Annotated in this window: 20 protein-coding genes and 2 tRNA genes; 15 read left to right on the top strand and 7 right to left on the bottom strand. The window is 68.2% G+C overall.

Annotated features, from left to right (window positions below; translation table 11 throughout):
• Positions 1–9 precede the first annotated feature (9 nt).
• Positions 10–654, top strand: coding sequence for an L-threonylcarbamoyladenylate synthase (locus IB269_RS00560; RefSeq protein WP_012207210.1), 645 nt, complete (start codon positions 10–12; stop codon positions 652–654).
• A 119-nt stretch (positions 655–773) separates the two neighbouring features.
• Here the strand turns inward: IB269_RS00560 and IB269_RS00555 are convergent, their stop codons facing one another.
• Entirely contained in the window at positions 774–2,126 is a 1,353-nt protein-coding gene (locus tag IB269_RS00555; protein WP_192366185.1) for a methyl-accepting chemotaxis protein, read from the bottom strand.
• 176 nt (positions 2,127–2,302) lie between these two features.
• On the opposite strand from IB269_RS00555, the gene IB269_RS00550 reads away from it, so the two are divergent.
• From IB269_RS00550 to IB269_RS00530, 5 genes are all read left to right on the top strand, one after another.
• Positions 2,303–2,980, top strand: a complete 678-nt coding sequence (locus tag IB269_RS00550) for a site-2 protease family protein (protein ID WP_013800873.1) — start codon at positions 2,303–2,305, stop codon at positions 2,978–2,980.
• Between the two features lie 75 nt (positions 2,981–3,055).
• A complete protein-coding gene (locus IB269_RS00545; protein WP_043825000.1) occupies positions 3,056–4,348 on the top strand; it encodes a tryptophan--tRNA ligase in 1,293 nt (430 codons plus the stop codon).
• Between the two features lie 94 nt (positions 4,349–4,442).
• Positions 4,443–5,156, top strand: coding sequence for a response regulator transcription factor (locus IB269_RS00540; RefSeq protein WP_012207214.1), 714 nt, complete (start codon positions 4,443–4,445; stop codon positions 5,154–5,156).
• Positions 5,153–6,940, top strand: a complete 1,788-nt coding sequence (locus IB269_RS00535) for a FecR domain-containing protein (RefSeq protein ID WP_225613930.1) — start codon at positions 5,153–5,155, stop codon at positions 6,938–6,940. Before IB269_RS00540 ends, IB269_RS00535 begins: the two co-directional genes overlap by 4 nt.
• Positions 6,941–6,967: 27 nt before the next feature.
• A complete protein-coding gene (locus IB269_RS00530; protein ID WP_099732920.1) occupies positions 6,968–9,337 on the top strand; it encodes a CHASE2 domain-containing protein in 2,370 nt (789 codons plus the stop codon).
• Between the two features lie 80 nt (positions 9,338–9,417).
• On the opposite strand, the gene IB269_RS00525 is transcribed toward IB269_RS00530, so the two are convergent.
• From IB269_RS00525 to hrcA, 3 genes are all read right to left on the bottom strand, one after another.
• Positions 9,418–9,494: transfer RNA gene (locus IB269_RS00525), tRNA-Arg, on the bottom strand.
• Between the two features lie 177 nt (positions 9,495–9,671).
• Positions 9,672–9,750: transfer RNA gene (locus IB269_RS00520), tRNA-Ile, on the bottom strand.
• A gap of 67 nt (positions 9,751–9,817) precedes the next feature.
• Positions 9,818–10,822 carry a heat-inducible transcriptional repressor HrcA gene (gene hrcA / locus IB269_RS00515; protein ID WP_034396851.1) on the bottom strand — a complete coding sequence of 335 codons (1,005 nt, stop codon included), beginning with the start codon at positions 10,820–10,822 and terminating at the stop codon, positions 9,818–9,820.
• A gap of 30 nt (positions 10,823–10,852) precedes the next feature.
• On the opposite strand from hrcA, the gene IB269_RS00510 reads away from it, so the two are divergent.
• The 7 genes from IB269_RS00510 (at position 10,853) to IB269_RS00480 (ending at position 18,444) form a co-directional block, all read left to right on the top strand.
• Positions 10,853–11,749 (top strand): NAD kinase, encoded by an 897-nt coding sequence (locus IB269_RS00510; RefSeq protein ID WP_012207218.1) that lies wholly within the window; start codon positions 10,853–10,855, stop codon positions 11,747–11,749.
• A 2-nt stretch (positions 11,750–11,751) separates the two neighbouring features.
• Complete coding sequence (gene recN / locus IB269_RS00505; RefSeq protein ID WP_192366183.1) at positions 11,752–13,527, top strand: DNA repair protein RecN; 1,776 nt, start codon at positions 11,752–11,754, stop codon at positions 13,525–13,527.
• Positions 13,528–13,531: 4 nt separating this feature from the next.
• Positions 13,532–14,434, top strand: coding sequence for an RNase adapter RapZ (gene rapZ, locus IB269_RS00500; RefSeq protein ID WP_012207220.1), 903 nt, complete (start codon positions 13,532–13,534; stop codon positions 14,432–14,434).
• A 29-nt stretch (positions 14,435–14,463) separates the two neighbouring features.
• The gene (gene creB, locus IB269_RS00495) at positions 14,464–15,183 is read left to right on the top strand and encodes a two-component system response regulator CreB (RefSeq protein ID WP_192366182.1); all 720 of its coding nucleotides are present in this window, start codon (positions 14,464–14,466) and stop codon (positions 15,181–15,183) included.
• A 16-nt stretch (positions 15,184–15,199) separates the two neighbouring features.
• The gene (creC, locus tag IB269_RS00490; RefSeq protein WP_192366181.1) at positions 15,200–16,660 is read left to right on the top strand and encodes a two-component system sensor histidine kinase CreC; all 1,461 of its coding nucleotides are present in this window, start codon (positions 15,200–15,202) and stop codon (positions 16,658–16,660) included.
• A gap of 108 nt (positions 16,661–16,768) precedes the next feature.
• On the top strand, positions 16,769–18,202 hold the full coding sequence (creD, locus tag IB269_RS00485; protein ID WP_192366180.1) for a cell envelope integrity protein CreD: 1,434 nt from the start codon (positions 16,769–16,771) through the stop codon (positions 18,200–18,202).
• Positions 18,199–18,444, top strand: coding sequence for a hypothetical protein (locus IB269_RS00480; RefSeq protein WP_192366179.1), 246 nt, complete (start codon positions 18,199–18,201; stop codon positions 18,442–18,444). Before creD ends, IB269_RS00480 begins: the two co-directional genes overlap by 4 nt.
• Before the next feature lie 21 nt (positions 18,445–18,465).
• Here the strand turns inward: IB269_RS00480 and mutY are convergent, their stop codons facing one another.
• The 3 genes from mutY to mutM all read right to left on the bottom strand — a co-directional run bounded on the left by mutY (position 18,466) and on the right by mutM (position 22,705).
• Positions 18,466–19,536 (bottom strand): A/G-specific adenine glycosylase, encoded by a 1,071-nt coding sequence (gene mutY / locus IB269_RS00475; RefSeq protein ID WP_192366178.1) that lies wholly within the window; start codon positions 19,534–19,536, stop codon positions 18,466–18,468.
• Between the two features lie 4 nt (positions 19,537–19,540).
• On the bottom strand, positions 19,541–21,538 hold the full coding sequence (locus IB269_RS00470; RefSeq protein ID WP_192366177.1) for a dynamin family protein: 1,998 nt from the start codon (positions 21,536–21,538) through the stop codon (positions 19,541–19,543).
• Between the two features lie 336 nt (positions 21,539–21,874).
• Complete coding sequence (gene mutM / locus IB269_RS00465) at positions 21,875–22,705, bottom strand: bifunctional DNA-formamidopyrimidine glycosylase/DNA-(apurinic or apyrimidinic site) lyase (protein ID WP_012207227.1); 831 nt, start codon at positions 22,703–22,705, stop codon at positions 21,875–21,877.
• A gap of 61 nt (positions 22,706–22,766) precedes the next feature.
• On the opposite strand from mutM, the gene IB269_RS00460 reads away from it, so the two are divergent.
• Together IB269_RS00460 and IB269_RS00455 are read left to right on the top strand one after the other, a co-directional pair.
• On the top strand, positions 22,767–24,554 hold the full coding sequence (locus tag IB269_RS00460) for a tetratricopeptide repeat protein (protein WP_174549346.1): 1,788 nt from the start codon (positions 22,767–22,769) through the stop codon (positions 24,552–24,554).
• Positions 24,551–25,099, top strand: coding sequence for an outer membrane lipoprotein LolB (locus IB269_RS00455; RefSeq protein ID WP_225613927.1), 549 nt, complete (start codon positions 24,551–24,553; stop codon positions 25,097–25,099). Before IB269_RS00460 ends, IB269_RS00455 begins: the two co-directional genes overlap by 4 nt.
• Positions 25,100–25,111 lie beyond the last annotated feature (12 nt).

Raw genomic sequence — 25,111 nt, 5'->3', positions numbered from 1 at the left:
ACGCACACCATGGTCCTACGCTTCGAAGCCCACCCCGACAATCCCCAGCCCCGTCTCATCAAGCAGGCCGCCGACATGCTGCGCCAGGGCGCCATCCTGGCCATTCCCACGGATTCCAGCTACGCGCTGGTCTGCCATCTGGACGACCGCCCTGCGGTGGAGCGGCTTCGCCGCATCCGGCAGATCAACGACAAGCACCATCTCACGCTGCTGTGCCGCGACCTGTCGGAGCTGTCCAGCTATGCGCGCGTGGACAACCGCCAGTACCGCCTGCTCAAGCTGGCCACGCCGGGGCCGTACACCTTCATCCTGGAAGCCTCCAAGGAAGTGCCCAAGCGCCTGAGCCATCCCTCGCGCAAGACCATCGGCCTGCGCGTGCCGGACCGCAAGGGCACGCAGCTGCTGCTGGAGCAACTGGGCGAGCCGCTGATCGCCACCACGCTGATCCCGCCGGGCGAGACCGAGGCCCTGCACGACGCGGACGCCATCCTGGAACGCTTTCCCCACGAGCTTGACGCCATCGTCGATGCAGGCGCCTGCCCGTCGGAGCCGACCACCGTGATCGACCTGGTTCCCATGGCCCTGGGCAATCCGCCGACCGTGGTGCGCCAGGGAAGGGGCAGCCTGGACGCCCTGGGCCTTGAGATGGCCTGATGAAGATGGCCTGACGAAGATGGCCCGAGCAGGGGCCATGCTCCGCACCGCATGAAAGACAAACGCCGGGCAAGCCCGGCGTTTGTGTTGTGAAGGGACGCTGACGAGAAAGATGCACATCAGTGCTGGGCCAATTCCAGCGACTGCAGCGGCCGGGCCGCAGGAGTCGGCGCACGCTGCTGTGGCCTTGGCGAACTTGGCAAACTTGCTGTGGGCGCCACGGCAACGGACGGGGCCAGCGCGGGCCTGGCCTGCGCTGCCGAGAACCCCGCGCCCGCCGCAGACTCGGGCTCGTCATCGAGCTTGAAGGCGCCCACTGCCTGCTCCAAATCCTGGGCGCGCTCGCTCAACGCCGAGGCCGCGCGCGAGGCCTGCTGCACCAGGGCTGCGTTCTCCTGGGTGGCGCTGTCCATGTGGCCCACGGCGGTGTTGACTTGGGCGATGCCCTCGCTTTGCTCGCGCAGCGCCTGCGACATTTCGCCCAGCAGGCCCGATACCTGGCCCACGGCGCCCACGATTTCCTGCATCGTGGCGCCCGCCTGGTTGACCAGGCCGGCTCCGCTTTCCACCTGGCGCACGCTGGTGGTGATCAGTTCCTTGATCTGCTTGGCGGCCTCGGCCGAGCGCCCGGCCAGGCTGCGCACCTCGCTGGCCACGACGGCAAAGCCCCGGCCCTGCTCGCCCGCACGCGCCGCCTCCACGGCCGCGTTGAGCGCCAGGATATTGGTCTGGAAGGCGATGCCTTCGATGACCTGGATGATGTCCACGATCTTGCGCGAGCTGCCGCTGATGGCCTCCATGGTCTGCACCACCTCGCTCACCACGGCCCCGCCGCGCCTGGCGGTGGACGAGGCATCGACGGCCAGGCCGCTGGCCGAATGCGCGCGGTCAGCGTTCTGGCGCACGGTGGCGGTGAGCTGCTCCATGCTGGCCGCCGTCTGGGCCAGCGCCGAGACCTGGGCCTCGGTGCGGCGCGACAGGTCGGAGTTGCCGGCGTCGATCTCGCCGGCCGACAGGCCGATGGAATCCGTGGACTGCTTGATGCGGCCGACCAGCTCGGTCAGCGTGTCCTCCATGGTGCCCAGCGCGCCCAGCAGGCGGCCGAAGTCGCCCTGCAGCTCGGTCGAGAACTCCTGGCTCAAATCACCGGCCGCCACGGTCTCGGCAATCAGGATGGCCTGGCCCAGCGGCTGCACGATTCCCCGCCGCAGGCTGAACCAGGCCACCAGGGCCAGCACGCAAACGGCAGCCCCCAGCCCCAGCACCCACCAGCGCGTGTGCACCAGCGCCTGCTCGGCCACCGTGGTCGCCCCCCCGGCCGCCAGCGCCTGTTCGGCCTGCCCCAGTGAAAACACCGTGACCGCCATCATCGTGAAGACCAGCAGATTGATACCGCCGAACGCAATCACCAGTCGCCAGCCTATCGGCAGCCTGCCCAAGCCCAGTACGCCCACGTGCCACCTCTTGTACATATGGCCCGAGGGCCTTGGTGAAAAACCTGTTGAGGGAATCATCCCATCGGTGTTTCATTTTGCAACACAGAATGGGGCATTGCCAATCTGCGGGAAACCACCATATCCACGCGGCCAGAGCGCAGCGCACGGGCTCTGGCGGCTGCCAGCGGCAAGGGTGGCCAGCGTCTGAGACAATGCCCGCCGTGGACATCTCCAACCTCATCCAGACCGTACTCATCTATGCCCTGCCCGTGCTCTTCGCGATCACGGTGCACGAGGCAGCCCATGGCTATGCCGCGCGCCACTTCGGCGACAACACGGCCGCCATGATGGGACGCATCACGCTCAACCCCATCAAGCACATCGACCCCATCGGCACCATCCTGATGCCGCTGCTGCTGTACTTCGCCACCTCGGGCGCCTTTCTGTTCGGCTACGCCAAGCCCGTGCCCGTGCGCTTCGACCAGTTGCGCAACCCAAAGCGCGACATGATCTGGGTGGCCCTGGCAGGCCCGGCCTCCAATTTCGTGCAGGCCCTGCTGTGGGGCGTGCTGCTGGTGGTTCTGGTGGGATCGGGCGTGGGCGAGCGCTTTTTCATAGAAATGTGCCGCGCCGGCATCCTGGTCAATCTGGTGATGTGGGCCTTCAACCTGTTTCCGCTGCCGCCGCTGGACGGTGGCCGCATCCTTGTCGGCCTGCTGCCCTGGCGTCAGGCGCAGTGGGTGGCGCGCATCGAGCCCTGGGGCTTTTTCATCGTCATGGGCCTGGTCATCGCCGGCGTGGTCGGCAGCCTGTGGCTGCGCCCGCTGATGGACCTGGGCTACGCCGTGATCGACTTCGCGCTGACCCCGCTGATCGCGCTGCTGCGCTGAACGCGCTGCAGAACGGCCCACCGGCTGTCTCTGCGGCTCCCTGTTTTTCTCTCTTGCCTGTCGAAGCCTCCCGTCATGAGCACTATCCGTTTCCTCACCGGCATCACTCCCAGCGGAACCCCGCACCTCGGCAACTATGCCGGCATGCTGCGCCCGGCCATCGCGGCCAGCCGCTCGCGCGAGGTCGAGAACTTCTACTTCCTGGCCGACTATCACGCCCTGATCAAATGCCAGGACCCGGCACGCGTGCAGCGCTCCACCATCGAGATCGCGGCCAGCTGGCTGGCGGCGGGGCTGGACCCCGAGCATGTGACCTTCTACCGCCAGTCCGACATTCCCGAGATCCCCGAGCTGTGCTGGCTGCTGACCTGCGTGACCGGCAAGGGCCTGCTCAACCGTGCCCACGCCTACAAGGCGGCCGTGGACAAGAACCACGCGGACGGCACCGAGACCGATGACGGCGTGACCGCCGGCCTGTTCATGTACCCCGTGCTCATGGCGGCCGACATCCTGGCCTTCAATGCGCACAAGGTGCCTGTGGGCCGCGACCAGGTCCAGCACATCGAGATGACGCGCGACATGGCCTCCAGCTTCAACCACATCTACGGCGGCGAGTTCTTCACGCTGCCCGAGGCGCAGGTCGAGGAGAACGTGGCCACGCTGCCCGGCCTGGATGGCCGCAAGATGAGCAAGAGCTACAACAACACCATCCCGCTGTTCTCCTCGCGCGAGCAGCTGCGCAAGCTCATCGGCAGCATCACCACCGACTCGCGCACGCCCGGCGAGCCCAAGGAAGTCGAGGGCTCGGCCCTGTTCCAGATCTACCAGGGCTTTGCCAGCGAAGAGGAAACCGAGGCGCTGCGCCGCCAATACGCCGAAGGCATTGCCTGGGGCGACGCCAAGCAGCAGCTGTTCGAGCGCATCGACCGCGAGCTGGCGCCCATGCGCGAGCGCTACGAGCACCTGGTGGCCCACCCTGCCGAGCTGGAGGACATCCTGCAGGCCGGCGCCGCCAAGGCCCGCCGCGAGACCCTGCCCCTGATCCGCGAACTGCGCTCGGCCGTCGGCCTGCGCAGCCTGGCACAGGCGCCCGTGGCCGCCAAGGCCAAGGCCGCCAGGCAGGCCCTGCCCCAGTTCAAGCAATACCGCGAAGCCGACGGCAAGTTCTACTTCAAGCTCGTCGCCGCCGACGGCCAGCTGCTGCTGCAAAGCCTGGGCTTCGACGCCCCCAAGGAAGCCGGCCAGGCCATTGGCCAGCTCCAAAAGGAAGGCGAGGCGGCCCTGTCCGCACTGCAGCCCCGGCTGCAGCCCGCAGACCCCCAGTTGGTGCTGGCCGCCCTGCAGCAACTGCGCGATGCCGCAGAGTAAGGGTAAGCTTCGCTTTAGAAACCGCCTATTTGCGGGCAGTCTTGCCCGCGGGCTCGGCGCCGGGATTGCGGCGCGTGCGTGAAAGGACATTTGGATGCGTATAGCTGCTCTGGACGATGATCCGCTGCAACTGGAGATGCTGCGTCAGGTCGCGCTGGAGACGGGCCACAGCTGCCACACCTACCAGACGGGCTCGGCCCTGCAACTGGAGCTTCGCCGCGAGAGCTTCGACCTGCTGATCGTGGACTGGCACCTCCCGGACATGGAAGGAACGGACCTGGTGCGATGGGCGCGTGGCCATGTCAGCCGCGAGCTGCCCATCCTCATCATCACCCACCGCAGCGAAGAGGCCGACATCGTCGAGGGCCTGTCCTGCGGCGCCGACGACTTCATGGTCAAGCCCGTGCGCCATGCCGAGCTGCGCGCGCGCATGGCCGCCCTGTTGCGCCGCGCCTATCCGGTGAACACGCAAAGCGTGCTGGAGTTCGGCCCCTACCGTTTCCTCACCACCACCAACAGCCTGGAAATGCACGGCCAGCCCATCGAGGTGACGCACCGCGAGTACACGCTGGCCCTGACCCTGTTCCAGAACCAGGGCCGGCTGCTGTCGCGCGAGCACCTGCGCGAAGCCGTGTGGGGACACAACGCCGAAGTGCAGTCGCGCTCGCTGGACACGCATATCTCGCGCCTGCGCGCCCTGCTGAACCTGCGCGCTGGACAGCCCTACGCCATCAGTGCCGTGTACGGCTATGGCTATCGCCTCGATGTGCCCGACGCAGCGCTGCAGGCGCTGCAGCAGGCATCATGACCGTACACATGCCTGCCGCCCTGGGCAGGCCCGTATCGCGGGCCTGCATGCTGGCCGCTCTCGGCCTGCTGGGCCTGGGCGGCGCGCAGGCCCAGATCAAACCCGTGGGCCGCAACGGCGACACGATGGCACACCGGGTCGTCGCCGGCGACACGCTGGAGCAGCTGGCGGCGCGCTACCTGGGCGATGCCCGCCAGTGGACCGACCTGCAGCAGCACAACGGCGTGGCCAATCCCTACCGCCTGCGGCCCGGCTCCGTGCTGGAGATTCCCGTGCGCCTGCTGCGCGCCGCTGTCGCCTCCGTGGAATTCGTGCAGGGCGATGCACGCAGCACGCGCCCGCTGGACCACCTGGCCGATACGCAGGGCGCGGCCGGAGACGATGCGGGCCAGCCCCTGCGCAAGGGACAGACGCTGCAGGAAGGCGAGCGCCTGCAGCTGGCCCCGGACGCATTCGTCGCCGTGCGCCTGGCCGATGGCTCCCTGGTGCGCGTGCAGTCGCAGTCCGATGTGGTGCTGCGCCAGATGCGCCGCAAGGGCCGTGCCGGCAGCCTGCAGTCCGTGCTGGATCTGCGCGAGGGCGGTGTCGAGGCTTCGGTGCCGCCCGAGCCCGGCAACGCACAGCGCCGCTTCGAGATCCGCACGCCCGCTGCATCGACCAGCGTGCGCGGCACCCGCTTCCTGGTCCAGGCCGATGCCGCCGGCAGCACGGCGGCCGCCGTCGATGAAGGCACTGTCGCCGTGGGCTCCGACGCCTCAAGCGCGAACACTGGCGATGCGCTGCTGCGCCCGGGCCAGGGCGTGGCCGTGGCCGTCAATGGCCGCGTGGGCGAGCCCCGCCCCATGCTGGGTGCACCCGACATCACGGCGTGGCCCGCGCTGGCGGAAGACGCCAACTGGATCAGCCTGCCCCTGCCCGGCTTGCCGGGCGCCGTGCGTTACCAGCTACAGCTGTCGCGCGATGCCGACATGACCCAGGTGCTGCGCAGCGCCAGCTTCCAGGCCACGGCATCGCCGCTTCGCCTGGCGGGCGTGGAGGACGGTGATTACGTGCTGTCCCTGCGCGGTATCGATGCCCAGGGCATTCCGGGCGCCGCCAGCCGCCGCGCCCTGCGCGTCAAGGCCCACCCCGTGCCGCCGCTGTATGAATCACCCCAGGCCGGCGCCACCGTGGGCCTGGGCCGCGCCAGCCTGCAATGCACCCAGGTCGTGGGCGCCGCGCGCTACCGCATCCAGGTCGTCTCTGCCGATGCGCAGGCCGGTTTTGCCGAGCCCGCCATCGATGCACGCGACCTGAACGACTGCACACTGCCCGCCACCACGCTGGCCCGCCTGCCGGCCGGACGCTATCTCTGGCGTGCCGCCAGCATTCGCACGCTGGCCGATGGACAGCCCGACCAGGGCCCGTTTGCCGCAGCCCAGGCCATGCAACTGGCTGCCGTTCCGCCCCAGCCCTCGGCCAGCGCGCTGCAGATGGGTGACGGCCCGGCCGAAGGCAGCCGCCAGATCCGCTGGAGCGGCGAGCCCGGCCAGCGATACCATGTGATGGTGGCGCGCGACCAGGAGTTCACCGCGCCGCTGGTGGACCTCTGGACCGACCAGCCGCAATGGAGCACCGAGGAGCTGCCCGCAGGCAGCTACTACCTGCGCCTGCAGATCGAGGATGCCAACGGCCTGCGCAGCGATTTCTCGGCCGCGCGCCAGTTCCGCACCGGCAGCTGGATCGTCGATGCCAGCGGCGAGATGATGCATTCGGGCAACGGAGAGCGCCTGCAGCGCCAGTAGCCGTGCCCGTTCATTCCCTGACCGCGCTTGTCCACCCAGCCGCCCCTGCCTGACAGCCCCGCCACGCCGGCGCAGCCAGCGCCTGCGCGTGGCCGTGGACTGCGGCGGGACTGGCTGCTGCTGGCGGCGGGCCTGCTGTCCCTGGTGTTCTGGCTCAGCGGCGACGGGCAGCTCGACCGTATCAACGGCTTCGTTCAGGACACGGCCAGCTGGCTGCACCGCCCCAAGGCATCGCAGGACATCGTCATCGTCGCCATCGACGATGCCAGCATTGACGCCATTGGCCGCTGGCCCTGGCGCCGCGCCCTGCACGCCGGCCTGCTGGAACGCATCAGCCAGGCACCGCCGCGCGCCATAGGCCTGGACGTGATGCTCAGCGAGGAAGACCTGGACTACCCCGGTGACGACCTGCTGCTGGCGCGCGTTCTGCAGCGCAGCGGCCGCACCGTCTTGCCCGTGGCGCCAGGCAGCGGTCCGCTGCCGGCCTTCGCACAGGCGGCAGCGGCGCTGGGCCATACCCAGCTGCCCGTGGACGCCGATGGCGCGGTGCGCGGCTTCCATGCCATCGAAGGCAGTGCGCAGCAGCCCTGGTGGCACATGGCGCTGGCCCTGCACTGCGTGGGCGAGAACGGCCGCGCATGCGCCCGCCCGGAGCCCGTGCCGCCCATGGACCCCGACGCAACCCCCTGGCAACGCCGCCAGCAGGAGATCATTGCCTTTGCACAGGCCAGGCCGGAGCAAGGCGCCAGGGACCGCTCGCCCTTCACCACCTATTCCTACATCGACGTGCTGCGCGGCCGCATTCCTGCAGCGGCATTCCGCGGCAAATACGTGCTCATCGGCACGACGGCCACCGGCCTGGGCAGCCGCTTCACCGCACCGCTGGGCACCAGCGCGCGGCCCATCTCCAGCGTGGAGATGCTGGCCCATGTGCTCAACGGCAGCCTGCAGGGCTCGCATGTGCATCCCGCGTCGGCCACGCTCAACCGCGCGCTCAATGCGGCAGCCGTGCTGCTGGCCCTGCTGGCCCTGGCCTGGCTGGGCCCGTCGGGCGGCATGCTGGCCTGCGCGCTGCTGGCCCTGGCCTGCCTTTCGCTGGCCGGGCTTGCACCGCGCCTGTGGCAGGTGCAGACGGCGCCTGCAGCCGGCCTGCTGGGCCTGGCCCTGGCCTATCCGCTATGGAGCTGGCTGCGCCTGCGCGCCGCCGCGCGCTTTCTGGCGCTGGAGCTGCGCGACCTGCAGGGGCAGGGCCTGCCCACCGCGCTGCGCCTGGGAGGCGACCTGCTGGACCAGCGCATCGCGGCCGTGGAGCAGGCTTCGCGCCAACTGCGCGCCCTGCACCATTTCGTCAGCGAAAGCCTGCGCCAGCTGCCCTCGCCCACCTTTGTCTGCGACCGGCAGGGCCATGTGCTGCTGGCCAATGCCGCAGCCCACGCCTATGCGCGCAGCCTGGGGCATGGCCTGCGTGCCGGCGATGCCCTGCCCCGGCTGCTCGATGGTCTGCGGGCACTGGACACGGCAGCCGGCGCATCCGCCGGCCAGCCCTTGCTCACGCTCGAGGCACTTGCCACCCACGGCCTGCCGCCCAGCAGCGAGGGGCGCGACCCCATGGGACGCAGCCTGATGCTGCTGACCCAGACCTTCGAGGCACCGCCCACCACGGGCTGGCTGATCACCCTGGTCGATATCAGCGATCTGCGCAGCGCCCAGGCCCAGCGCGACCTGGCCATGCAGTTCATCTCGCACGACATCCGTGCGCCCGTGGCATCCATCATCACCTTGCTGGAGATGCAGCGCGGCGCCGTACAGGCACCCGACCTCGGCCTCCTGCTGCCGCGCATCGAAGGCTATGCCCAGGCCTCCCTGCAGCTGGCCGACGATTTCGTGCACCTGGCACGCGCCCAGCAGCAGGCGCTGCGCCGGGAACGGCTGGACCTGGGCCTGGTGCTGGACCAGGCCGTGGAAAGCTGCTGGGCCCAGGCCTCTGCGGCCCATGTGCAGCTGGAGTTCCACCTGCCCGAACAGGAATGCCCCGTGTTGGGCGATGCGGGCATGCTCCACCGCGCGGCCGTCAACCTGATCGGCAACGCCATCAAATACGGAGCGCGCGCAGATCAGGCAAACCCCGCCACGGTGCAATGCCTGCTGCGGCAGGACGCAGGCCATTGCCGCATCACCATCCGGGACCACGGGCCCGGCATGGATGGGCAGGCCGTTGCCCGGCTGAGCCAGCCGTTCGAGCGCCTGGACCATCACCAGCACCTCGACGGCGTGGGCCTGGGCCTGGCCTTTGTGCGCACCGTGGCCGCCCGCCATGGTGGGCGGCTTGAGATAGAAAGCACGCCCGGCCAGGGCAGCTCCTTCAGCATCGTGCTGCCGAAAGCGGAAAAGGCCTGACTGGCATCTCAGGGACGCGGATGCGGATGCAGAAAACGAAAAAGCCCTGAAGTCTTTCAACTTCAGGGCTTTGCGTTTTTTGGTGCGGCTGGCAGGAATCGAACCCACGACCCCTTGGTTCGTAGCCAAGTACTCTATCCAGCTGAGCTACAGCCGCAACGCTTCGCATTGTAGCAGCGGGTTTTGGGGCTCCCGGACAAAAGCGCCATATTTCTGCAAAAAACCCGGCGACCGCATTCCCTGGCAACCGGGCGATGGCATCGCCATGCAGCGCCGTGTGCCCAGCAAAAAAGCCTGCCGCCCGGAAAGGCGGCAGGCTTTTCATACCAATGGATGGTAGGGCCTCCCAGAGTCGAACTGGGCACCAACGGATTATGAGTCCGCTGCTCTAACCAAGCATGAGCTAAGGCCCCTGATTCACCAAGGCAGCACGGATGCAGGCCATGGCAAACAACTATTGTAGAGCCTAACCCGCAGGACTCAGCGCTTGTGACTCAGCGCATTGCTGACGAGCTTGGAGGTGATGTCCACGATCTGGATCATGCGGTCGTAGTGCATGCGGGTGGGCCCGATCACGCCCAGCGTACCCACCACCTTGCCGTCGAGCTCGTAGGGCGCGCTGACCACGGACAGCTCCTCGAAAGGCACGACCTGGCTTTCACCACCGATGTAGATGCGCACGCCTTCCGCCTGGCTGGAAAAGTCCAGCAGCCTGAGGATCTGGGTCTTTTGCTCGAACAGGTCGAAGGCGCGGCGCAGATTGCCCATGTCGCTGGAGAAATCGCTGACCGACAGCAGGTTGCGCTCGCCCGCGATGACCACGTCCTCCTGGGCGCTGGTCATGGCTTCCGTGCCGATGTTGACGGCCGCCTGCATGAGCGTGGCCACCTCGCCGCGCAGCAGCTCCACCTCGCCCTTGAGGCGCTCTCGCACCTCTTCCATGGCCAGGCCCGCGTAGTGGCTGTTGAGGAAGTTGGAGGCTTCGATCAGCTGCGAGGACGAGTAGTCCACGTCGGTGAAGATGACGCGGTTTTGCACGTCACCGTCGGGCGATACGATGATGACCAGAAAGCGCCGCTCCGACAGCCGCACGAATTCGATGTGCTTGAACACCGAGGTGCGGCGCGGCACCAGCACCACGCCCACGAACTGGGAAAGGCTGGACAGCAGGTTGGCGGCGTTGGCGATGACTTTCTGCGGCTGCTCGGGCGCGAGCTCGGGCGTCACGATATCGGCACGGTCTGCAGTGAGCATGGTGTCCACGAACAGCCGGTAGCCCCGGGCGGTCGGAATGCGGCCCGCCGAGGTGTGCGGGCTGATGATCAACCCCAGGTCTTCGAGGTCAGCCATCACATTGCGTATCGTGGCAGGCGACAATTCAAGCCCCGACGCACGCGACAGGGTTCGCGAGCCCACAGGCTGGCCGTCAGCGATATAACGCTCGATCAGCGCTTTGAGCAACAACTTGGCACGTTCGTCGAGCATGTGATGATTTTAATGATGTAATTTCCAGAAATGACGTCCACGTTTCGCCACGTTGCCTTGATCGGGAAGTACCACGCTCCCAGCGCAAGCGCCCCGTCCGAGAATGCCAGCAACGCGCTTGAGCGCATTGCGGACTTCCTCAGGCGCCAGGGCTGCGAAGTCGTGCTTGATACCCAATCGGCCCTGCACGCAGGGCTCACAGACTACCCCACCCTCGATGTCGATGGCCTGGGCAGGCATTGCGACCTGGGCCTGGTCGTCGGCGGCGACGGCACCATGCTCGGCGTGAGCCGGCATCTGGCGCAATACGGAACGCCCCTGATCGGGGTGAACCAGGGCCGCCTGGGCTTTGTCACCGACATCGCGCTGGAGGACTTCGAGGCCACGCTCACGCCCATGCTGCAGGGCGAATACGAGGAGGACCTGCGTCCTCTGATGTGCGCCCGCGTGATCCGCGACGGCCAGTGCGTGTTCGAGGCCCTGGCCATGAACGACGTGGTGGTCAACCGCGGCGGCACCTCGGGCATGGTGGAGCTGCGCATCGAGGTGGGCGGCCGCTTTGTCTCCAACCAACGCGCCGACGGCCTGATCGTGGCCACGCCCACGGGCTCCACGGCCTATGCCCTGTCTGCTGGCGGGCCGATGATGCACCCTTCCATCCCCGCCTGGGTGATGGCCCCCATTGCGCCGCACAACCTGTCCAACCGCCCCATCGTGCTGTCCGATGCCAACGAGGTCACGATCGAGGTCGTGGCCGGGCGCGATGTCAGCGCCAATTTCGACATGCAGTCCCTGGCCTCGCTGCAGCATGGCGACCGCATCCTCGTGAGCCGCGCCCACCACAGCGTGCGCTTTCTGCATCCCAAGGGCTGGAACTACTTCGCCACGCTGCGCAAGAAACTGGGCTGGAACGAGGGAGGCGCCTGACCATGGCGCTCAAGCGCATCGTTCTGCGCGACTTCGTGATCGTGCAGGCCCTGGATCTGGACTGGCATGCGGGCTTCACCGTGCTGACCGGCGAGACCGGCGCCGGCAAATCCATCCTGATCGACGCATTGCAGCTGGCCCTGGGCGCCCGCGCCGACGCGGACGTGGTGCGCGAAGGCTGCACCCAGGCCGACATCTGCGTGGAGTTCGACGGCTGCGCACGGCTGCGCCCCTGGCTGGAGGCCGCAGGCCTAGCCTGCGAGGACAGCGGCCTGCTGCTGCGGCGCACGGTGGACACCCAGGGCCGCAGCCGCGCCTGGATCAACGGCACACCAGCCACGGCCACGCAGCTGCGCGCCCTGGGTGAGCAACTCATCGACATCCACGGCCAGCATGCCTGGCAAAGCCTCACGCGGCCCGACGCAGCACGCGCGCTGCTGGACGCCTATGCGGGCATCGACAGCCGCGAGGTCCAGGGCTGCTGGAGCCGTTGGTCCCAGGCCCGGCAGGCGCTGCAGCATGCGCAATCCGCCCAGGACAGCCTGCAGCGCGAGCGCGAGCGGCTGCAGTGGCAGATCACCGAACTCGACAAGCTGGCCCCGCAGGCCGACGAGTGGGACGAGCTCAATGCCCAGCACACGCGCCTGTCGCATGCCCAGACCCTGATCGACACCGCCCAGACCACTCTGCAGATGCTGGAGGACGACGAGGCCGGGGTGATCACTCCGCTGGGCCGCGCCAGCCACCTGATCCAGAACCAGGAACACCTGGAGCCCGACTTCCAGAACATTGCCGACGTGCTGGCCTCATGCATGGCCCAGGCGCAGGATGCGCGCCATTCGCTGCAAAGCTATCTGCGCCGCGCCGACCTGGACCCCGAGCGCCTGGCCGAGCTCGATGAACGCCTGTCGCTGTGGATGCAGCTGGCGCGCCGCTACCGCCGCACGCCCGATGAACTGCCGGGACTGCTGGCCGGCTGGCGCCAGGAGCTGCAGCAGCTGGACGCCGCCGTGGACATCGAGGCCCTGCACGCTGCAGAGCAATCCGCGCAGCAGCACTACCAGGCCAGCGCCCGGGTGCTGTCGCAGCAACGCGCCCTGGCCGCGCCGCGCCTGTCGCGCGCCATCACCCAGGCCATGCAGGGCCTGGGCATGGAAGGCGGCCTGTTCGAGGCCGCCCTGTCCACGGCCGACTCCCCCGGTGCCTTTGGTGTGGACAGCGTGGCCTTTCTGGTTGCCGGCCACCCGGGCGCCAGTCCCAAGCCGATTGCCAAGGTGGCGTCGGGCGGCGAGCTGTCGCGCATTTCGCTGGCGATTGCCGTGACCACCAGCGAGCTGGGCGAGGCCGGAACGCTGATCTTCGACGAGGTGGACTCGGGCGTGGGCGGCGCCGTCGCCGAGACCGTGGGCCGCCTCATGCATGCGCTGGGCCGATCGCGGCAGGTGCTGTCCGTCACCCACCTGCCGCAGGTTGCCGCCTGCGCCGACCAGCACTACCTGGTGGCCAAGCAGCGCGCCAGGCAAGGCACGCTCAGCACCGTGCAGCCGCTGAACAGCGCCGCACGCGAGGCCGAGCTGGCGCGCATGCTCGGTGGCGAGCGCCAGTCCGAAACCACGATGGCCCATGCCCGCGAAATGCTGGCCATGGCGCGCCAGGCACCCGCGCCCCGCCCACCCCCGCGACGGGCCGGCCGGCAGCGGCCCCAGGCCGATGCCGACCGCACACGGTCCAAGCCGGGACGCGCGGCCAACGGCGCGCGCAACACCAATGGAGGCTGATGCCATGTCGCTTGAGATCGTGCTGATCACCGGGATGTCCGGATCGGGCAAATCCGTCGCCCTGCATGCGCTGGAGGATGCCGGCTACTACTGCGTGGACAACCTGCCCCCCGAGCTGCTGTCCGCCTTCGTCGAACTGGAGCACGGCCGCCACAGCAACAAGGTGGCCATCGCCATGGATGCGCGCAGCGCCGGCGGACTGCCCCACCTGCCCGGCCAGCTGGAACGACTGCAGCGCCAGGGCGTCGTGCCCCACCTGGTCTTTCTGGACGCCACCACGGGCACCCTGGTGCGGCGCTTCTCCGAAACCCGGCGGCGCCATCCGCTGTCGCAGGGGCCGGTCGCCGAAGGCCGCCGCGCCCTGGTGCAGGACATAGAAACCGAGCGCGAGCTGCTGGGCGACCTGCGCGAGAAGTCGCATGTCATCGACACCAGCCACCTGCGCTCGTCCCAGCTGCAAAGCTATATCAAGGAGCTGATTGCGGCCCCGGTGGGCCAGATGACGCTGGTCTTCCAGTCCTTCGGCTTCAAGCACGGCCTGCCCTCGGATTCCGACTATGTGTTCGATGTGCGCATGCTACCCAACCCGCACTACGAACCCCAGCTGCGCCCGCTGACCGGCATGGACGCGCCCGTGGCCGAGTTCCTGCGCCAGCAGCCCGGCGTGGACCAGATGCGCCGAGACATCCAGCAGTTCCTGGAGTCCTGGCTGGACATGATGGCCAGCAACCACCGCAGCTATGTCACCGTGGCCATCGGCTGCACGGGGGGCCAGCACCGCTCGGTCTTCCTGGTCGAGGAACTGGCGCGGCACTTTGCCCCGCGCTGGCCCACGCTGTGCCGGCACCGCTCGCTGGACAGCCGGCCCACGCTCAAGCCTGCCGACTTGCTTGCGCACGACGTCTGAGCGCCAGGCCCCGCCTCCGGAACACTGCGATGCAAGGCTTGCCGATGACGAACGCTCCGCGTGTGTTGCTGGTGGAGGACGACCCCGCCATCGCGCGCACCGTCTGCTATGCGCTGGAGCGCGACGGCATCGCCGTGCGCCACTGCCTGCAGCTGGCCGATGCACGCGCGCAATGGCAGGCGCAGCCGCCCGATGCACTGTTGCTGGACGTGGGCCTGCCCGATGGCAACGGCCTGGACTGGTGCCGCGAGCTGCGCCAGGCCGGCGCCACCGTGCCGCTGCTGGTGCTCAGTGCACGCGGCGAGGAAATGGACCGCGTGCTGGGCCTGGAGCTGGGTGCCGATGACTACCTGACCAAACCCTTCAGCCCGCGCGAGCTGGTGGCCCGCACCCGCGCCCTGCTGCGCCGTGCGCAGCGCCTGCAGCCCGCGCCAACGGCCAGCGCAGCGCCGGCCGATGCCCTGTTCAGCATCGATACGCAAGGCCAGCGCGTGCGCATGCAGGGCGTGCCCCTGGAGCTGACGCGGCGCGAGTACCAGCTGCTGCGCTGCCTGCTGGAGCGCCCCGGGCGCATCCTCAGCCGCGAGTTCCTCCTCGACAGCATCTGGGGCCAGGACAGCGACAGCACGGACCGCACCGTGGATACGCACGTCAAGACCCTGCGCGCCAAGCTGCGCGCCCAGGCGCCGCAGCAGGACTTCATCACCACCCACCGCGGCATGGGCTACAGCCTGACGCTGCCGGGCTGAGCCACCGCAGCACGCCATGCGCCTCGGACTGCGGCTGTTCTTCGCCTTTTTCGTCATCAACGGCCTGGCCGCATTCTTCGTGCTGCGCGTCTTCATGGTCGAGGTCAAGCCCAGCGTGCGCAAGGTGACCGAGGACACGCTGGTCGAGACCGCCTACGCCCTGGCCGCGCTGGCCAGCGACGACATGGCCAGCGGCGTGCTGCAGCAAAGCCCCGCCGACAGCCGCTTCGCGCACCACATGCAGGCCTATGCCAACCAGACCGTCAAGGTCTGGATCTGGGACACGCGCAAGACCAGCCTGGACATGCGCGTCACCGTCACGGACCAGAAGGGCCTGGTGCTGTTCGACTCCGCCGGCCTGGACCAGGGCGCCGACTACTCGCGCTGGCGCGACGTGTACCGCACGCTGCGCGGCGAATACGGCGCACGCACCACGCGCGAGGTGCAGAACGACGAGGCCAGCAGCGTCATGTATGTCTCGGCACCCATCATGGTCGATGGCCGCGTGGCGGGCGTGCTCACCGCCTCCAAGCCCGCCCACTCGGTGCAGAAGATCGTGGACAGCGCGGAAAGCAAGATGCTGCGCGGCGGCCTGCTGTTCCTGCTGCTGTCGGCCGGCGTGGGCTTTGCCGTGACCTGGTGGCTGGTCATCCATGTGCGGCGCCTGCGCAGCTATGCCCAGCAGGTACAGGCGCCCACGCTCAACGAGGCCACCTCGCCCACCACGGCGCCCCCCATGCCCGAAGCCCCGCGCATGCCCGGCGAGCTGGGCGAGCTGGCCCGCGCCATGGAGAACATGCGCAGCCGCCTGGAAGGGCGCGACTACATCGAAGGCTATGTGCGCGCCCTCACGCACGAACTCAAGAGCCCCGTGGCTGCCATCCGTGGCGCAGGCGAGCTGCTGCAGGAAGACCTGCCCCCAGCCGACCGCGAACTGTTCGCGCGCCAGGTGGTGGACCAGTGCCAGCGCCTGCAAAACCTCGTGGACCAGTTGCTGCGCCTGAGCCAGCTGGAGCAGCGCCGCGCCCTGCACGCGCACACGGCCTGCAGCCTGCAGGCCTGTGCCGAACAGGCCATGGCGCAAGTCCACAGCGCTGCGCACCAGCGCCGCATCCAGCTGGTTCTGCAAGGCCAGGACAGCAGCGGCCCCTGGGAGCAGGACCTGGTGGTGCTGGCCCTGAGCAACCTGCTGAGCAACGCCATCGACTTCGCCCCAGAGGGCAGCAGCATCCACGTGGACCTGGAGCCCGGCCGCGTCAGCGTGCGCGACCACGGCCCCGGCGTGCCCGAGGCGCTACTCGGCCGGCTGGGCGAGCGCTTTTTCACCACCCCCCGCCCCAACGGAGAGCGCAGCGGCACGGGCCTGGGCCTGTCCATCGTGCTGCGCATCATGCTGCTGCACGGCGGCAGCATGCAGGCCGCCAACGCCCACCCCGGGCTGCGTGTCACGCTGAATTGGCCACTGCGGGCACACTGACGCCCCTATCGGTCCTGCAAATCCGACTTCACACCCGCTTCACACACTTCATTCCGGCCACACAACCCCCGCCCAGACTGCGTCCACGATCAACGAACGGGATGTGGAATGAAGAACCGACTGCTTGCCAAAGGCGTGGCCCTGCTGGTCATGATGGGCCTTTTGATGCTGGGCCTGGGCCTGATACACGACGTGGTGCGGGACCGCATACGCAACCGCGACAACGCCGTGCAGGGCGTGGTCGCCAGCCTGGCTGGCCGCCAGACGCTGATGGGCCCGGTGCTGGTGCAAAACTGCACCGAGACCACGGGCATCGAGAAAGGCAGCAAGACCGAATGGACCACGCGCCAGTTCCAGCGCATGCTGCTGCCCGACCAACTGCGCCACCAGGCCACGGCGCGCATGGAGGAGCGCTCGCGCGGCCTGCACCAGGTCAGCACCTATGCCATGCAGGACAGCATCAGCGCCAGCTTCACGAACGCCGCCCAGTACCTGGAAAGGCCCTCCATCGACACGGCGGCCAACCAGACCGTGCGCTGCGGCGCACTGCGCGTGGCGCTGTCGCTCACCGATCCGCGCGGCATACGCTCGGCCATCATCGAAGCCGATGGCAAGAGCCTGGACGTGGGCCCCGGCACATCACTGGAGCGCTACTCGCAGGGCCTGCAGGCGGAACTGGCGCCGGCCCTGCTCAAGAAGGACGGGCCCCTTGAACTGAAGATTGCCCTGGAACTGGTGGGCACCGAAAAGCTGGCCTTCGTGCCGCTGGGCAGCCACAGCCAGGTCCAGTTGTCGGCCGACTGGCCCCATCCCTCGTTCGGTGGAAGCTTTCTGCCCAACCGGCGGGAGATCAGCGACAAGGGCTTCGAAGCCAGTTGGAACCTCTCGGCCCTGGCCTCGTCCGCACGCCAGGCCTTCACCGACCAGCAGCCGCTGTGCCAGCCCGGCCGCCGCGACATGGAGGAATACGCGGCCGCCGCCCATGCCCCCAACAGCGGCCCTTGCCTGGAATCGCTGGATACGGACTTCGTGGACCCCATCAACGCCTACTCGTTGAGCGACCGCGCCACCAAGTACGGCCTGCTCTTCGTGGTGCTGACCTTCGTGGCCGTCGGCCTGTTCGAGGTGCTCAAGCAGCTGCGCGTGCATCCCATCCAGTACCTGCTGGTGGGATCGGCGCTGTGCAGCTTCTTCCTGCTGCTGATCAGCCTGTCGGAGCACATGGGATTTGCCAGCGCCTACGGCATTGCCGCCTCGGCCTGCGTGCTGCTGCTGGCCTACTACGCCAGCCACATCCTGGGCAGCCTGCGCCGCGGCCTGCCGTTTGCGGCGGGCATCGCCGCCCTCTACGGCCTGCTGTACGTGCTGCTGCAACTGGAGCAAAGCGCGCTCATCGTGGGATCGATCGCGCTGTTCGCGGTGCTGGCCCTGATCATGGTCTGCACGCGGCATGTGGACTGGTATGCCTTCGGCCGGCAGGATGGCGACCGCGGCGGTGAAGACGCGGGCACCCCACCCACCGTGGGAGCGCTGCAGCCATGAGCACCATCACCGCCATCAGCGATATCCGCAGCAGCCCGGACAATCAGGCGCTGGAGCGCCAGCGCTGCGAGCAGGCCTGGCAACAGGCCGTGCAAAGCGGGGACCGCCATGCCCTTGGCTCCCTGCGCCTGCACATTGCCGACGCCACCGCACGCGCCAGGCGCACACCCGGCGCACGGGAACAGTGGCTGGCCTGGATGCTGCTGCGCTGCGCCCTGCTGCTGCCGCGCCGCAGGTTCTAGCCAGCCGGGCCGGCCGTGGCCTCAGCCCGCGAATTGCGCATCCAGCAGCTTGCGCACGGGGGCTGGCAGGCCCATATCGGCCCAGGCCCCGGCATCGGCCCAGCAGCCCTGGCCGTCCGGCGTGGCGGCATCGATGCCGCCGCCCTGCACGCGCACGCGCACCGGATGCAGGTGCAGATCGCGGTGGGTGAGCACATGCAGGAAGGCGGGCAGATCGGTCCAGTCCAGGGGCGCCGTTCCCGGCCAATGCTGTGCCGCCGCCTGCTCCAGCGCCTCGCGCCCGTTGAACACGGGCGGCGCATAAAGCCCCGCCCAGATGCCCTGTTGAGGACGGCGCTCCAGCCAGACGCGGCCCTGCCCGTCCACGGCGATCAGCAGCCACCAGGCCTCGGAACTGCGCTTGAGCTTGCGCGTTCGCACGGGATAGTTTTCGGGATTGCCAAAGCGGGCTGCCCGGCACTGCGGCTGCAGCGGACAGACCAGGCAGCTGGGCTTGCGCGGCGTGCAGATGGTGGCACCCAGGTCCATCAGGCCCTGGGTATAGCGGGGCATGGCTTGCTGCAGGTCCTCGGTGGGGCACAGCTGCTCGGCCAGGTCCCACAGTTCGCGCTCGTTCCTGGCAACAGCCAGATCGGCATCGAAAGCCAGCACGCGCGTGAGCACGCGCCGCACGTTGGCATCGAGGATGGGCACACGCTCGGAAAAGCAAAAGGAGGCGATGGCGCCCGCCGTGGACCGGCCTATGCCGGGCAGCGTGGCCAGATCCTCGGCCCTCCCGGGAAAGGCACCACCCCAGTCCTCGACCACGGCCTGGGCACAGCGGTGCAGGTTGCGCGCGCGGCTGTAGTAGCCCAGGCCGCTCCACAGCGCCAGCACCGCGTCATGCGGTGCGGCCGCCAGGCTGGCGACATCGGGGAAGGCATCGAGAAAGCGCTGGTAGTAGCCCAGCACGGTACTCACCTGGGTCTGCTGCAGCATGATTTCGGAGAGCCAGACGCGGTAGGGATCGCGCGTCTGCTGCCAGGGCAGGTGATTGCGTCCATGCGACGCCTGCCACTGCACGACGGGCGTGGCAATCGAGGGAAAGGTCAAGATATCAAGCAGTCAGTGAAGTTTCCTGTGCAGCCTTTGCCAGGCCGGGGAAGGCGGGCGTGGGCGACAGGGGTTGCAGCAGTTCCATGGTGGCCTGCCCCAGCTGCAGCTGCAAGGCCGTGAGCTGTTCGTCAGCGGTCTCGATCTCGGCAATGCGTTCCACCAGGCCCGAGGCCGCATTCTGTATGCGGTCCACCGCTTCGATGCGGCGGGCAAAGCTGCGCTTGCGCTCCTTCAATTGGGCATCGAGCTGGGCCGTGGCGGATTTGCTCCACATGTCCACGTCGTTGGCCGCAGACTCGAACACCGTGCGCAGCCGCATCGCCAGCGCCTTGATCAGGCGCTGCGCAAACGCAGGATTGCTGCGCCTGAGCGCGTGGCCCAGGCCCAGGTACTGGGTGTAGCTGGCCTCGATGCGCTGCAGGTCGCCGCCGAACTCGGCCAGTTCCAGCTGGGCCGGAGCCTGCAGCGAGAAGCCGAACTCGGCATTGAGTTCCTTGAAGGTCGCGCCCAGCATGGACTGGATCTCTCCGGCCTGCGCCTGGGCGCGGGTCGCCACGGTGCGCAGGCGCTCGAAGGTTTCGGCATAGACCTTGCGGGCGCCCAGCTTCAGGCCGCGCTGCTCCAGCGCATCCTTGAGATCGACCAGCTCCTGCTTGAGCGCGCTGGAACCCAGCTGGCGGAAGATGTCGCGCAGCATGCGCATGTGCACCAGCCGCACGGCCTGGATCCTGGCGGCGCTGGCATCGAAATCCTGCTGCTCGCTCTCGATGCGGTGGCGCATGGAGGCGATGACGCTGGCATTCTTGCCGCGCAGGCTGCGCAGCTCGGCCATCTGGTCGTCCAGGTCGCGGCGGCGGATGTTGAGCACGCGCTCCACCTCGACCTGCAACTGCTGCACATTGGCCCTGACGGCCGTCTGCAGCACCTTCTGGCGCTGGCCCATGATGCCCTCGGCCAGCATGTTCTCGAAAACGGGCAGTCCGCTGGCCTGCAGCAGCGCATCGTTGCTGGAGACCTTGGCCACCAGGCCCTTTTGCGCCGACACGGGGAGCACCCGCTCCATGGGCAGGCCCAGCATCTGTGCCGACTCCTGGCGCTGGCGCTGCAGCTGGGCCTGCACCTGCGACGCGGAACTCAGGCTGTCCCAGAGCGTGTCTATCTTGTTGAGCACCACGAGGCGGGAGTCGGCCAGCGCATGCTGGCCGGAAGCCACATCGGGCGGCAGCACATGGTCGCGCCAGATGGCCAGATCGGACTTGGTCACGCCGGTATCGGCCGCCAGCACGAAGACCACGGCATGGGCCTGAGGGATCAGGTTGACGGTCAGCTCGGGCTCGGCGCCCACGGCATTCAGGCCGGGCGTGTCCAGAATGACCAGACCCTGCTTGAGCAGGGGATGGGGCATGTTGATCAGCGCATGGCGCCACATGGGCACCTCGACCAGGCCCTGCTCATCCACGAAGGGATTGCCGCCCTGGTCCTCGTCATGCCAGAAGCCCCAGGTCCGCGCCAGTTCCACGGAAACCTTGCGCACTTCGGCCACCTTGGCCAGCGTGTCGGCGATCTGCTGGGCATTGTTCACGTCGAGCGGCAGTTGCAGCCAGGCCTCGGGACGGGCGCGCCACTGGCCCAGGCTTTCCAGCGATTCGCGCGTATCGATGGGCAACAGGCGCAGGCTGGGCTGCAGCTCTGCTTCCCAACCCAGCTCGGCGGGGCACATGGTCGTGCGCCCTGCGCTGGCAGGCATGAGGCGGCGGCCATAGTGGGCGAAGAAGACCGCATTGATCAGCTCGGACTTGCCACGCGAGAACTCGGCCACGAAGGCCACCATGACCTTGTCGCCACGCACCTGGGCTTCCAGCCGCTGCAGCCGCTCCTGCACCGCGATATCCAGCAGCTCCTGGGACTGCAGCCATTCGCGCAGCGCATGCAATTGCTGCGCAAAGCCGCGGCGCCATGCGCCGTGCTGGTCGAATTGCTCGTTGAATGATGGTCCCACGTGTTTCCCCCGCCATTGCATCGCCAATGTCTGCCGATGCCTAGTGATCGCCTCGACATTGCGCCGCAAGCGTGATGCCTGTTCTCTTCAAAATATAGCACCGTCGCCCCGTTTTGCCTGCTGCGGCGCCCCAAGGCCGGCCCCTGGAGCGGGGGGATTAAGGACAAAATATCGTTTATTTACAAATGAAACAATATTTCACCATCAATCTGCGGCGGCTGGTGCCTGAAATTTGAAGAAACAAGCGCTTTTTGCAAATGCTTCGCGGGACCTGCCGCAATGCAGCCGCAACAGGCGTTACGAGACGTTGAGAATTCGCTCCGTTTTTTGAAGCGATCATCCCGCCTTCTGGCACCGCGCGCAGAAGTAGGTGCTGCGCTGCCCCTGGCGCAGCATTTGCACGGGCGAGCCGCAGTGCGTGCAGGGCAGGCCTTCGCGGCCATAGACCTTGGCCTGCAGCTGGAAGTGGCCGGCCATGCCGTCGGGCGCGGAGAAATCGCGCAGCGTCGTGCCGCCCTGCTCCACTGCCAGGGCCAGCACGCGGCGGATCTCCTCGAACAACCGGCGCACCTTGCGCGGCCCGACCTCGCAGGCCGGCTGCGTGGGCGCGATGCGCGCCATGAACAGCACCTCGGACGCATAGATATTGCCCACGCCCACGACCACGCTGCCGTTCAGCAGCAATTGCTTGATGGGCGTGCGGCTGGCCTTCAGGCCGGCCCGGAAGGTCTCGAACGAGAAGCTGTCATCCAGCGGCTCCATCCCCAGATGATCCAGCAGCCTGCGCGCCCAGGGATCGCTCTCGGCCGCCACATACATCACCGCACCAAAGCGCCGCGGATCATGCAGCCGCAGCAGGCCCTTGCTGGTCTGCAGGTCGAAATGGTCATGCGTTCCTGCTGGCCCCAGCGGTGCTTCATGGGGGGCCACGAAACGCAGGCTGCCCGACATGCCCAGGTGCAGCATCAGCAGGCCCTCGCTCAGCTCCATCAGCAGATACTTGCCGCGCCGGCGCACGCCGTGCACATCGCGCCCGGCCAGCAGCTCGGGGGCAATGCCCAACGGCCAGCGCAAGGGCTTGCCCAAGGCCACGGATTCAATGCGCGCTCCGGCGATCTGCGCGGCAAAAGCGCGCCGCGTGACTTCTACTTCTGGCAATTCAGGCATGCGATCCGGGTTGTGCTGTAGTTGTGCGAAATGTGGTCTGGGCTTCGATTATTATGGTTCGATGGATCATCGCCTTCGCCTTCAGGGACTTGCCGTGGCAGCAGCCCTGGCCATGGGTTCCGCCACTGCCTGGGCACTCCCAGGCAAGACCGCAGCCACCATCGAGACGGAATCCCCCGAACCTCCCTCGTCCGCCGCCGCCTCTGCGGAGGACGATCGCGCCGCCCTCAACGCCGAGCTGTTCTACGAGATCCTGGTCGGCGAGATCGCCGCCAGCGAAGGTGCGCTGGGCGACGCCCAGGCCATGATGATGGAGGCCGCTCGCACCAGCGGCAGCGAGCAGCTGTACCGGCGTGGCACCGAGCTGGCGCTGCAGTCGCGCTCCGGCGAGCGCGCACTGGCCAATGCCCGCGCCTGGCTCGACGCCTTTCCCCAGTCCCGCGACGCCAACCGCTTCGTGCTTCAGATCCTGGTGGCACTGAACCGCATCGCCGATACCGGCAGCTATCTCAAGCGGGAGATCGAGGCCACGCCTGCGCCCTCCAAGCCCGCCACCTACCTGGGCATCACCCAGCTCTACAACAACGCCAGCGACAAGGCCCTGGCGGCCGATGTGGTCGAGCAGGCCATGGCGGGCGAGACCGACAACCCCGCCAGTGGCCCCCTTGCCTGGGCCACCATCGGCCACATGCGCCTGGGCGCCGGGCAGAAGGCTGCCGCCATGCAGGCCGTGCAAAAGGCACAGGCGCTGACACCCGATACCGGCCCCGTGGCCCTGCTGTCCATGGAACTGCTGGAAGCCGGCATGCCCGAGGCGGAGCCCATCGTCAAACGCTACCTGGCCAAGAACCCTTCAGCCCAGATGCGCATGGCCTATGCCCGCGTGCTGCTGGGCCAGCAGCGCCTGGACGAGGCCCGCCAGCAGCTGGTCTCCATCACCGTGGATTCCCCCGACTACGCCGAAGCCTGGGCCACCCTGGCCGCGCTGCAGCTGCAGTCCAACGACGTGGATGCAGCCCAGGCGTCCACCGAGCGCTTCGGCAAGCTCGTGCCGCAGATTCCCGCCGGTGTGGCGCGCAGCGCAGCCCAGTCCCAGTACTACCTGCTTCAGTCCCAGATTGCAGAAAAGCAAGGCAAGTTCGCCGAGGCCGACGCCCTGCTGCGCCGCATCGACGACGCGCCCAACCTGCTGAGCGTGCAGGCGCGCCGTGCCGCCCTGCTCGCGCGCCAGGGCAAGCTCAAGGAAGCCCGCGCCCTCATCGAGGCCGTGCCCGCCAGCGGCCCCAGCCAGCAGCGGCTCAAGCGCCTGGCCGAAGTGCAGCTGCTGCGCGATGCCAATCAGAATGCCCAGGCCTACGCGCTGCAGGCCGAGTTGCAAAAGCAGGACCCTGAAGACGCCGAGCTCGCCTATGACACCGCCCTGCTGGCGGAGCGCATTGGCAAGCATGACGAAATGGAGCGGCTGCTGCGCGGCATCATCGCGCGCCAGCCCGATTTCCAGCACGCCTACAACGCGCTGGGCTACTCCTTCGCCGAACGCGGCATCCATCTGGATGAAGCCGAAAAGCTCGTCGGCAAGGCGCTGGAAATGTCGCCTGGCGACCCCTTCATCACCGACAGCCTTGCCTGGGTGAAATTCCGCCGGGGCGACCTGGACGAAGCCCTCAGGCTGCTCGAAAGCGCCTACGCATCACGCCCCGACGTGGAGATCGCCGCACACCTGGGCGAAGTGCTCTGGGCCAAGGGTGATCGCGAACGCGCGCAGAAGATCTGGCGCCAGGGCCTGGCCACCAGTCCCGACAACACGACCCTGCGCGAAACCCTGCGCCGCCTGGGCGTCTCGCTTTGAGCTACCGCGCCGTGCCCGGGTTGCCGCATCCCGCCCTTGCACGCCGGCAGCTGTGCGCCACGGCGGCCGCCGCCGCACTGCTGGCCCTGGCCGGCTGCGCCCTGCCACCCCGCCAGCTGCAGGCCGATGCAACTGCACCCGCCGCTGCAGGCCACTGGGCGGGCCGGCTGGCCCTGCAGGTGGAAGATGCGCAAAACCAATCCTTCAGCGCAGGCTTCGAGCTGCTGGGCACCCCCCAGCGCGGCGAGCTGCTGCTGTTCACGCCCCTGGGCTCGACACTGGCGCGTCTGCTCTGGGAACCGGGACAGGCAAGCCTGCAACAAGGCGAGGAGCGCAAGACCTCGGACTCGCTGCCCGCCCTGGTGCAGGAGCTGACGGGCAGCGATCTGCCCATTGCCGCCCTGTTCGACTGGCTGCAGGGCCGGGCCACCGCAGCCGCAGGCTGGCAGGTCGACCTCTCCCGCATGGAGCAGGGCCGCCTGTCCGCCCGGCGCCATGACCCGCAGCCGCCGGCCGCGCTGCGCATCGTGCTCGACACGCCCTGATTTCCGCCGGGC

The sequence above is a fragment of the Delftia sp. DLF01 genome (assembly GCF_014852125.1).
Classification (GTDB): Bacteria; Pseudomonadota; Gammaproteobacteria; order Burkholderiales; family Burkholderiaceae_C; genus Comamonas; species Comamonas acidovorans.
Note: the sequence above shows the minus strand (reverse complement) of the source record. Positions and strands in the feature narration are given on the sequence as shown.

Excerpts from the sequence above, each read along its gene's own strand:
- IB269_RS00560 (WP_012207210.1), top strand. The coding sequence starts at position 10 with ATGGTCCTACGCTTCGAAGCCCACCCCGACAATCCCCAGCCCCGTCTC.
- IB269_RS00555 (WP_192366185.1), bottom strand. The coding sequence starts at position 2,126 with ATGTACAAGAGGTGGCACGTGGGCGTACTGGGCTTGGGCAGGCTGCCG.
- IB269_RS00550 (WP_013800873.1), top strand. The coding sequence starts at position 2,303 with ATGCCCGCCGTGGACATCTCCAACCTCATCCAGACCGTACTCATCTAT.
- IB269_RS00545 (WP_043825000.1), top strand. The coding sequence starts at position 3,056 with ATGAGCACTATCCGTTTCCTCACCGGCATCACTCCCAGCGGAACCCCG.
- IB269_RS00540 (WP_012207214.1), top strand. The coding sequence starts at position 4,443 with ATGCGTATAGCTGCTCTGGACGATGATCCGCTGCAACTGGAGATGCTG.
- IB269_RS00535 (WP_225613930.1), top strand. The coding sequence starts at position 5,153 with ATGACCGTACACATGCCTGCCGCCCTGGGCAGGCCCGTATCGCGGGCC.
- hrcA (WP_034396851.1), bottom strand. The coding sequence starts at position 10,822 with ATGCTCGACGAACGTGCCAAGTTGTTGCTCAAAGCGCTGATCGAGCGT.
- IB269_RS00510 (WP_012207218.1), top strand. The coding sequence starts at position 10,853 with ATGACGTCCACGTTTCGCCACGTTGCCTTGATCGGGAAGTACCACGCT.
- recN (WP_192366183.1), top strand. The coding sequence starts at position 11,752 with ATGGCGCTCAAGCGCATCGTTCTGCGCGACTTCGTGATCGTGCAGGCC.
- rapZ (WP_012207220.1), top strand. The coding sequence starts at position 13,532 with ATGTCGCTTGAGATCGTGCTGATCACCGGGATGTCCGGATCGGGCAAA.
- creB (WP_192366182.1), top strand. The coding sequence starts at position 14,464 with ATGCAAGGCTTGCCGATGACGAACGCTCCGCGTGTGTTGCTGGTGGAG.
- creC (WP_192366181.1), top strand. The coding sequence starts at position 15,200 with ATGCGCCTCGGACTGCGGCTGTTCTTCGCCTTTTTCGTCATCAACGGC.
- creD (WP_192366180.1), top strand. The coding sequence starts at position 16,769 with ATGAAGAACCGACTGCTTGCCAAAGGCGTGGCCCTGCTGGTCATGATG.
- IB269_RS00480 (WP_192366179.1), top strand. The coding sequence starts at position 18,199 with ATGAGCACCATCACCGCCATCAGCGATATCCGCAGCAGCCCGGACAAT.
- mutM (WP_012207227.1), bottom strand. The coding sequence starts at position 22,705 with ATGCCTGAATTGCCAGAAGTAGAAGTCACGCGGCGCGCTTTTGCCGCG.
- IB269_RS00460 (WP_174549346.1), top strand. The coding sequence starts at position 22,767 with ATGGATCATCGCCTTCGCCTTCAGGGACTTGCCGTGGCAGCAGCCCTG.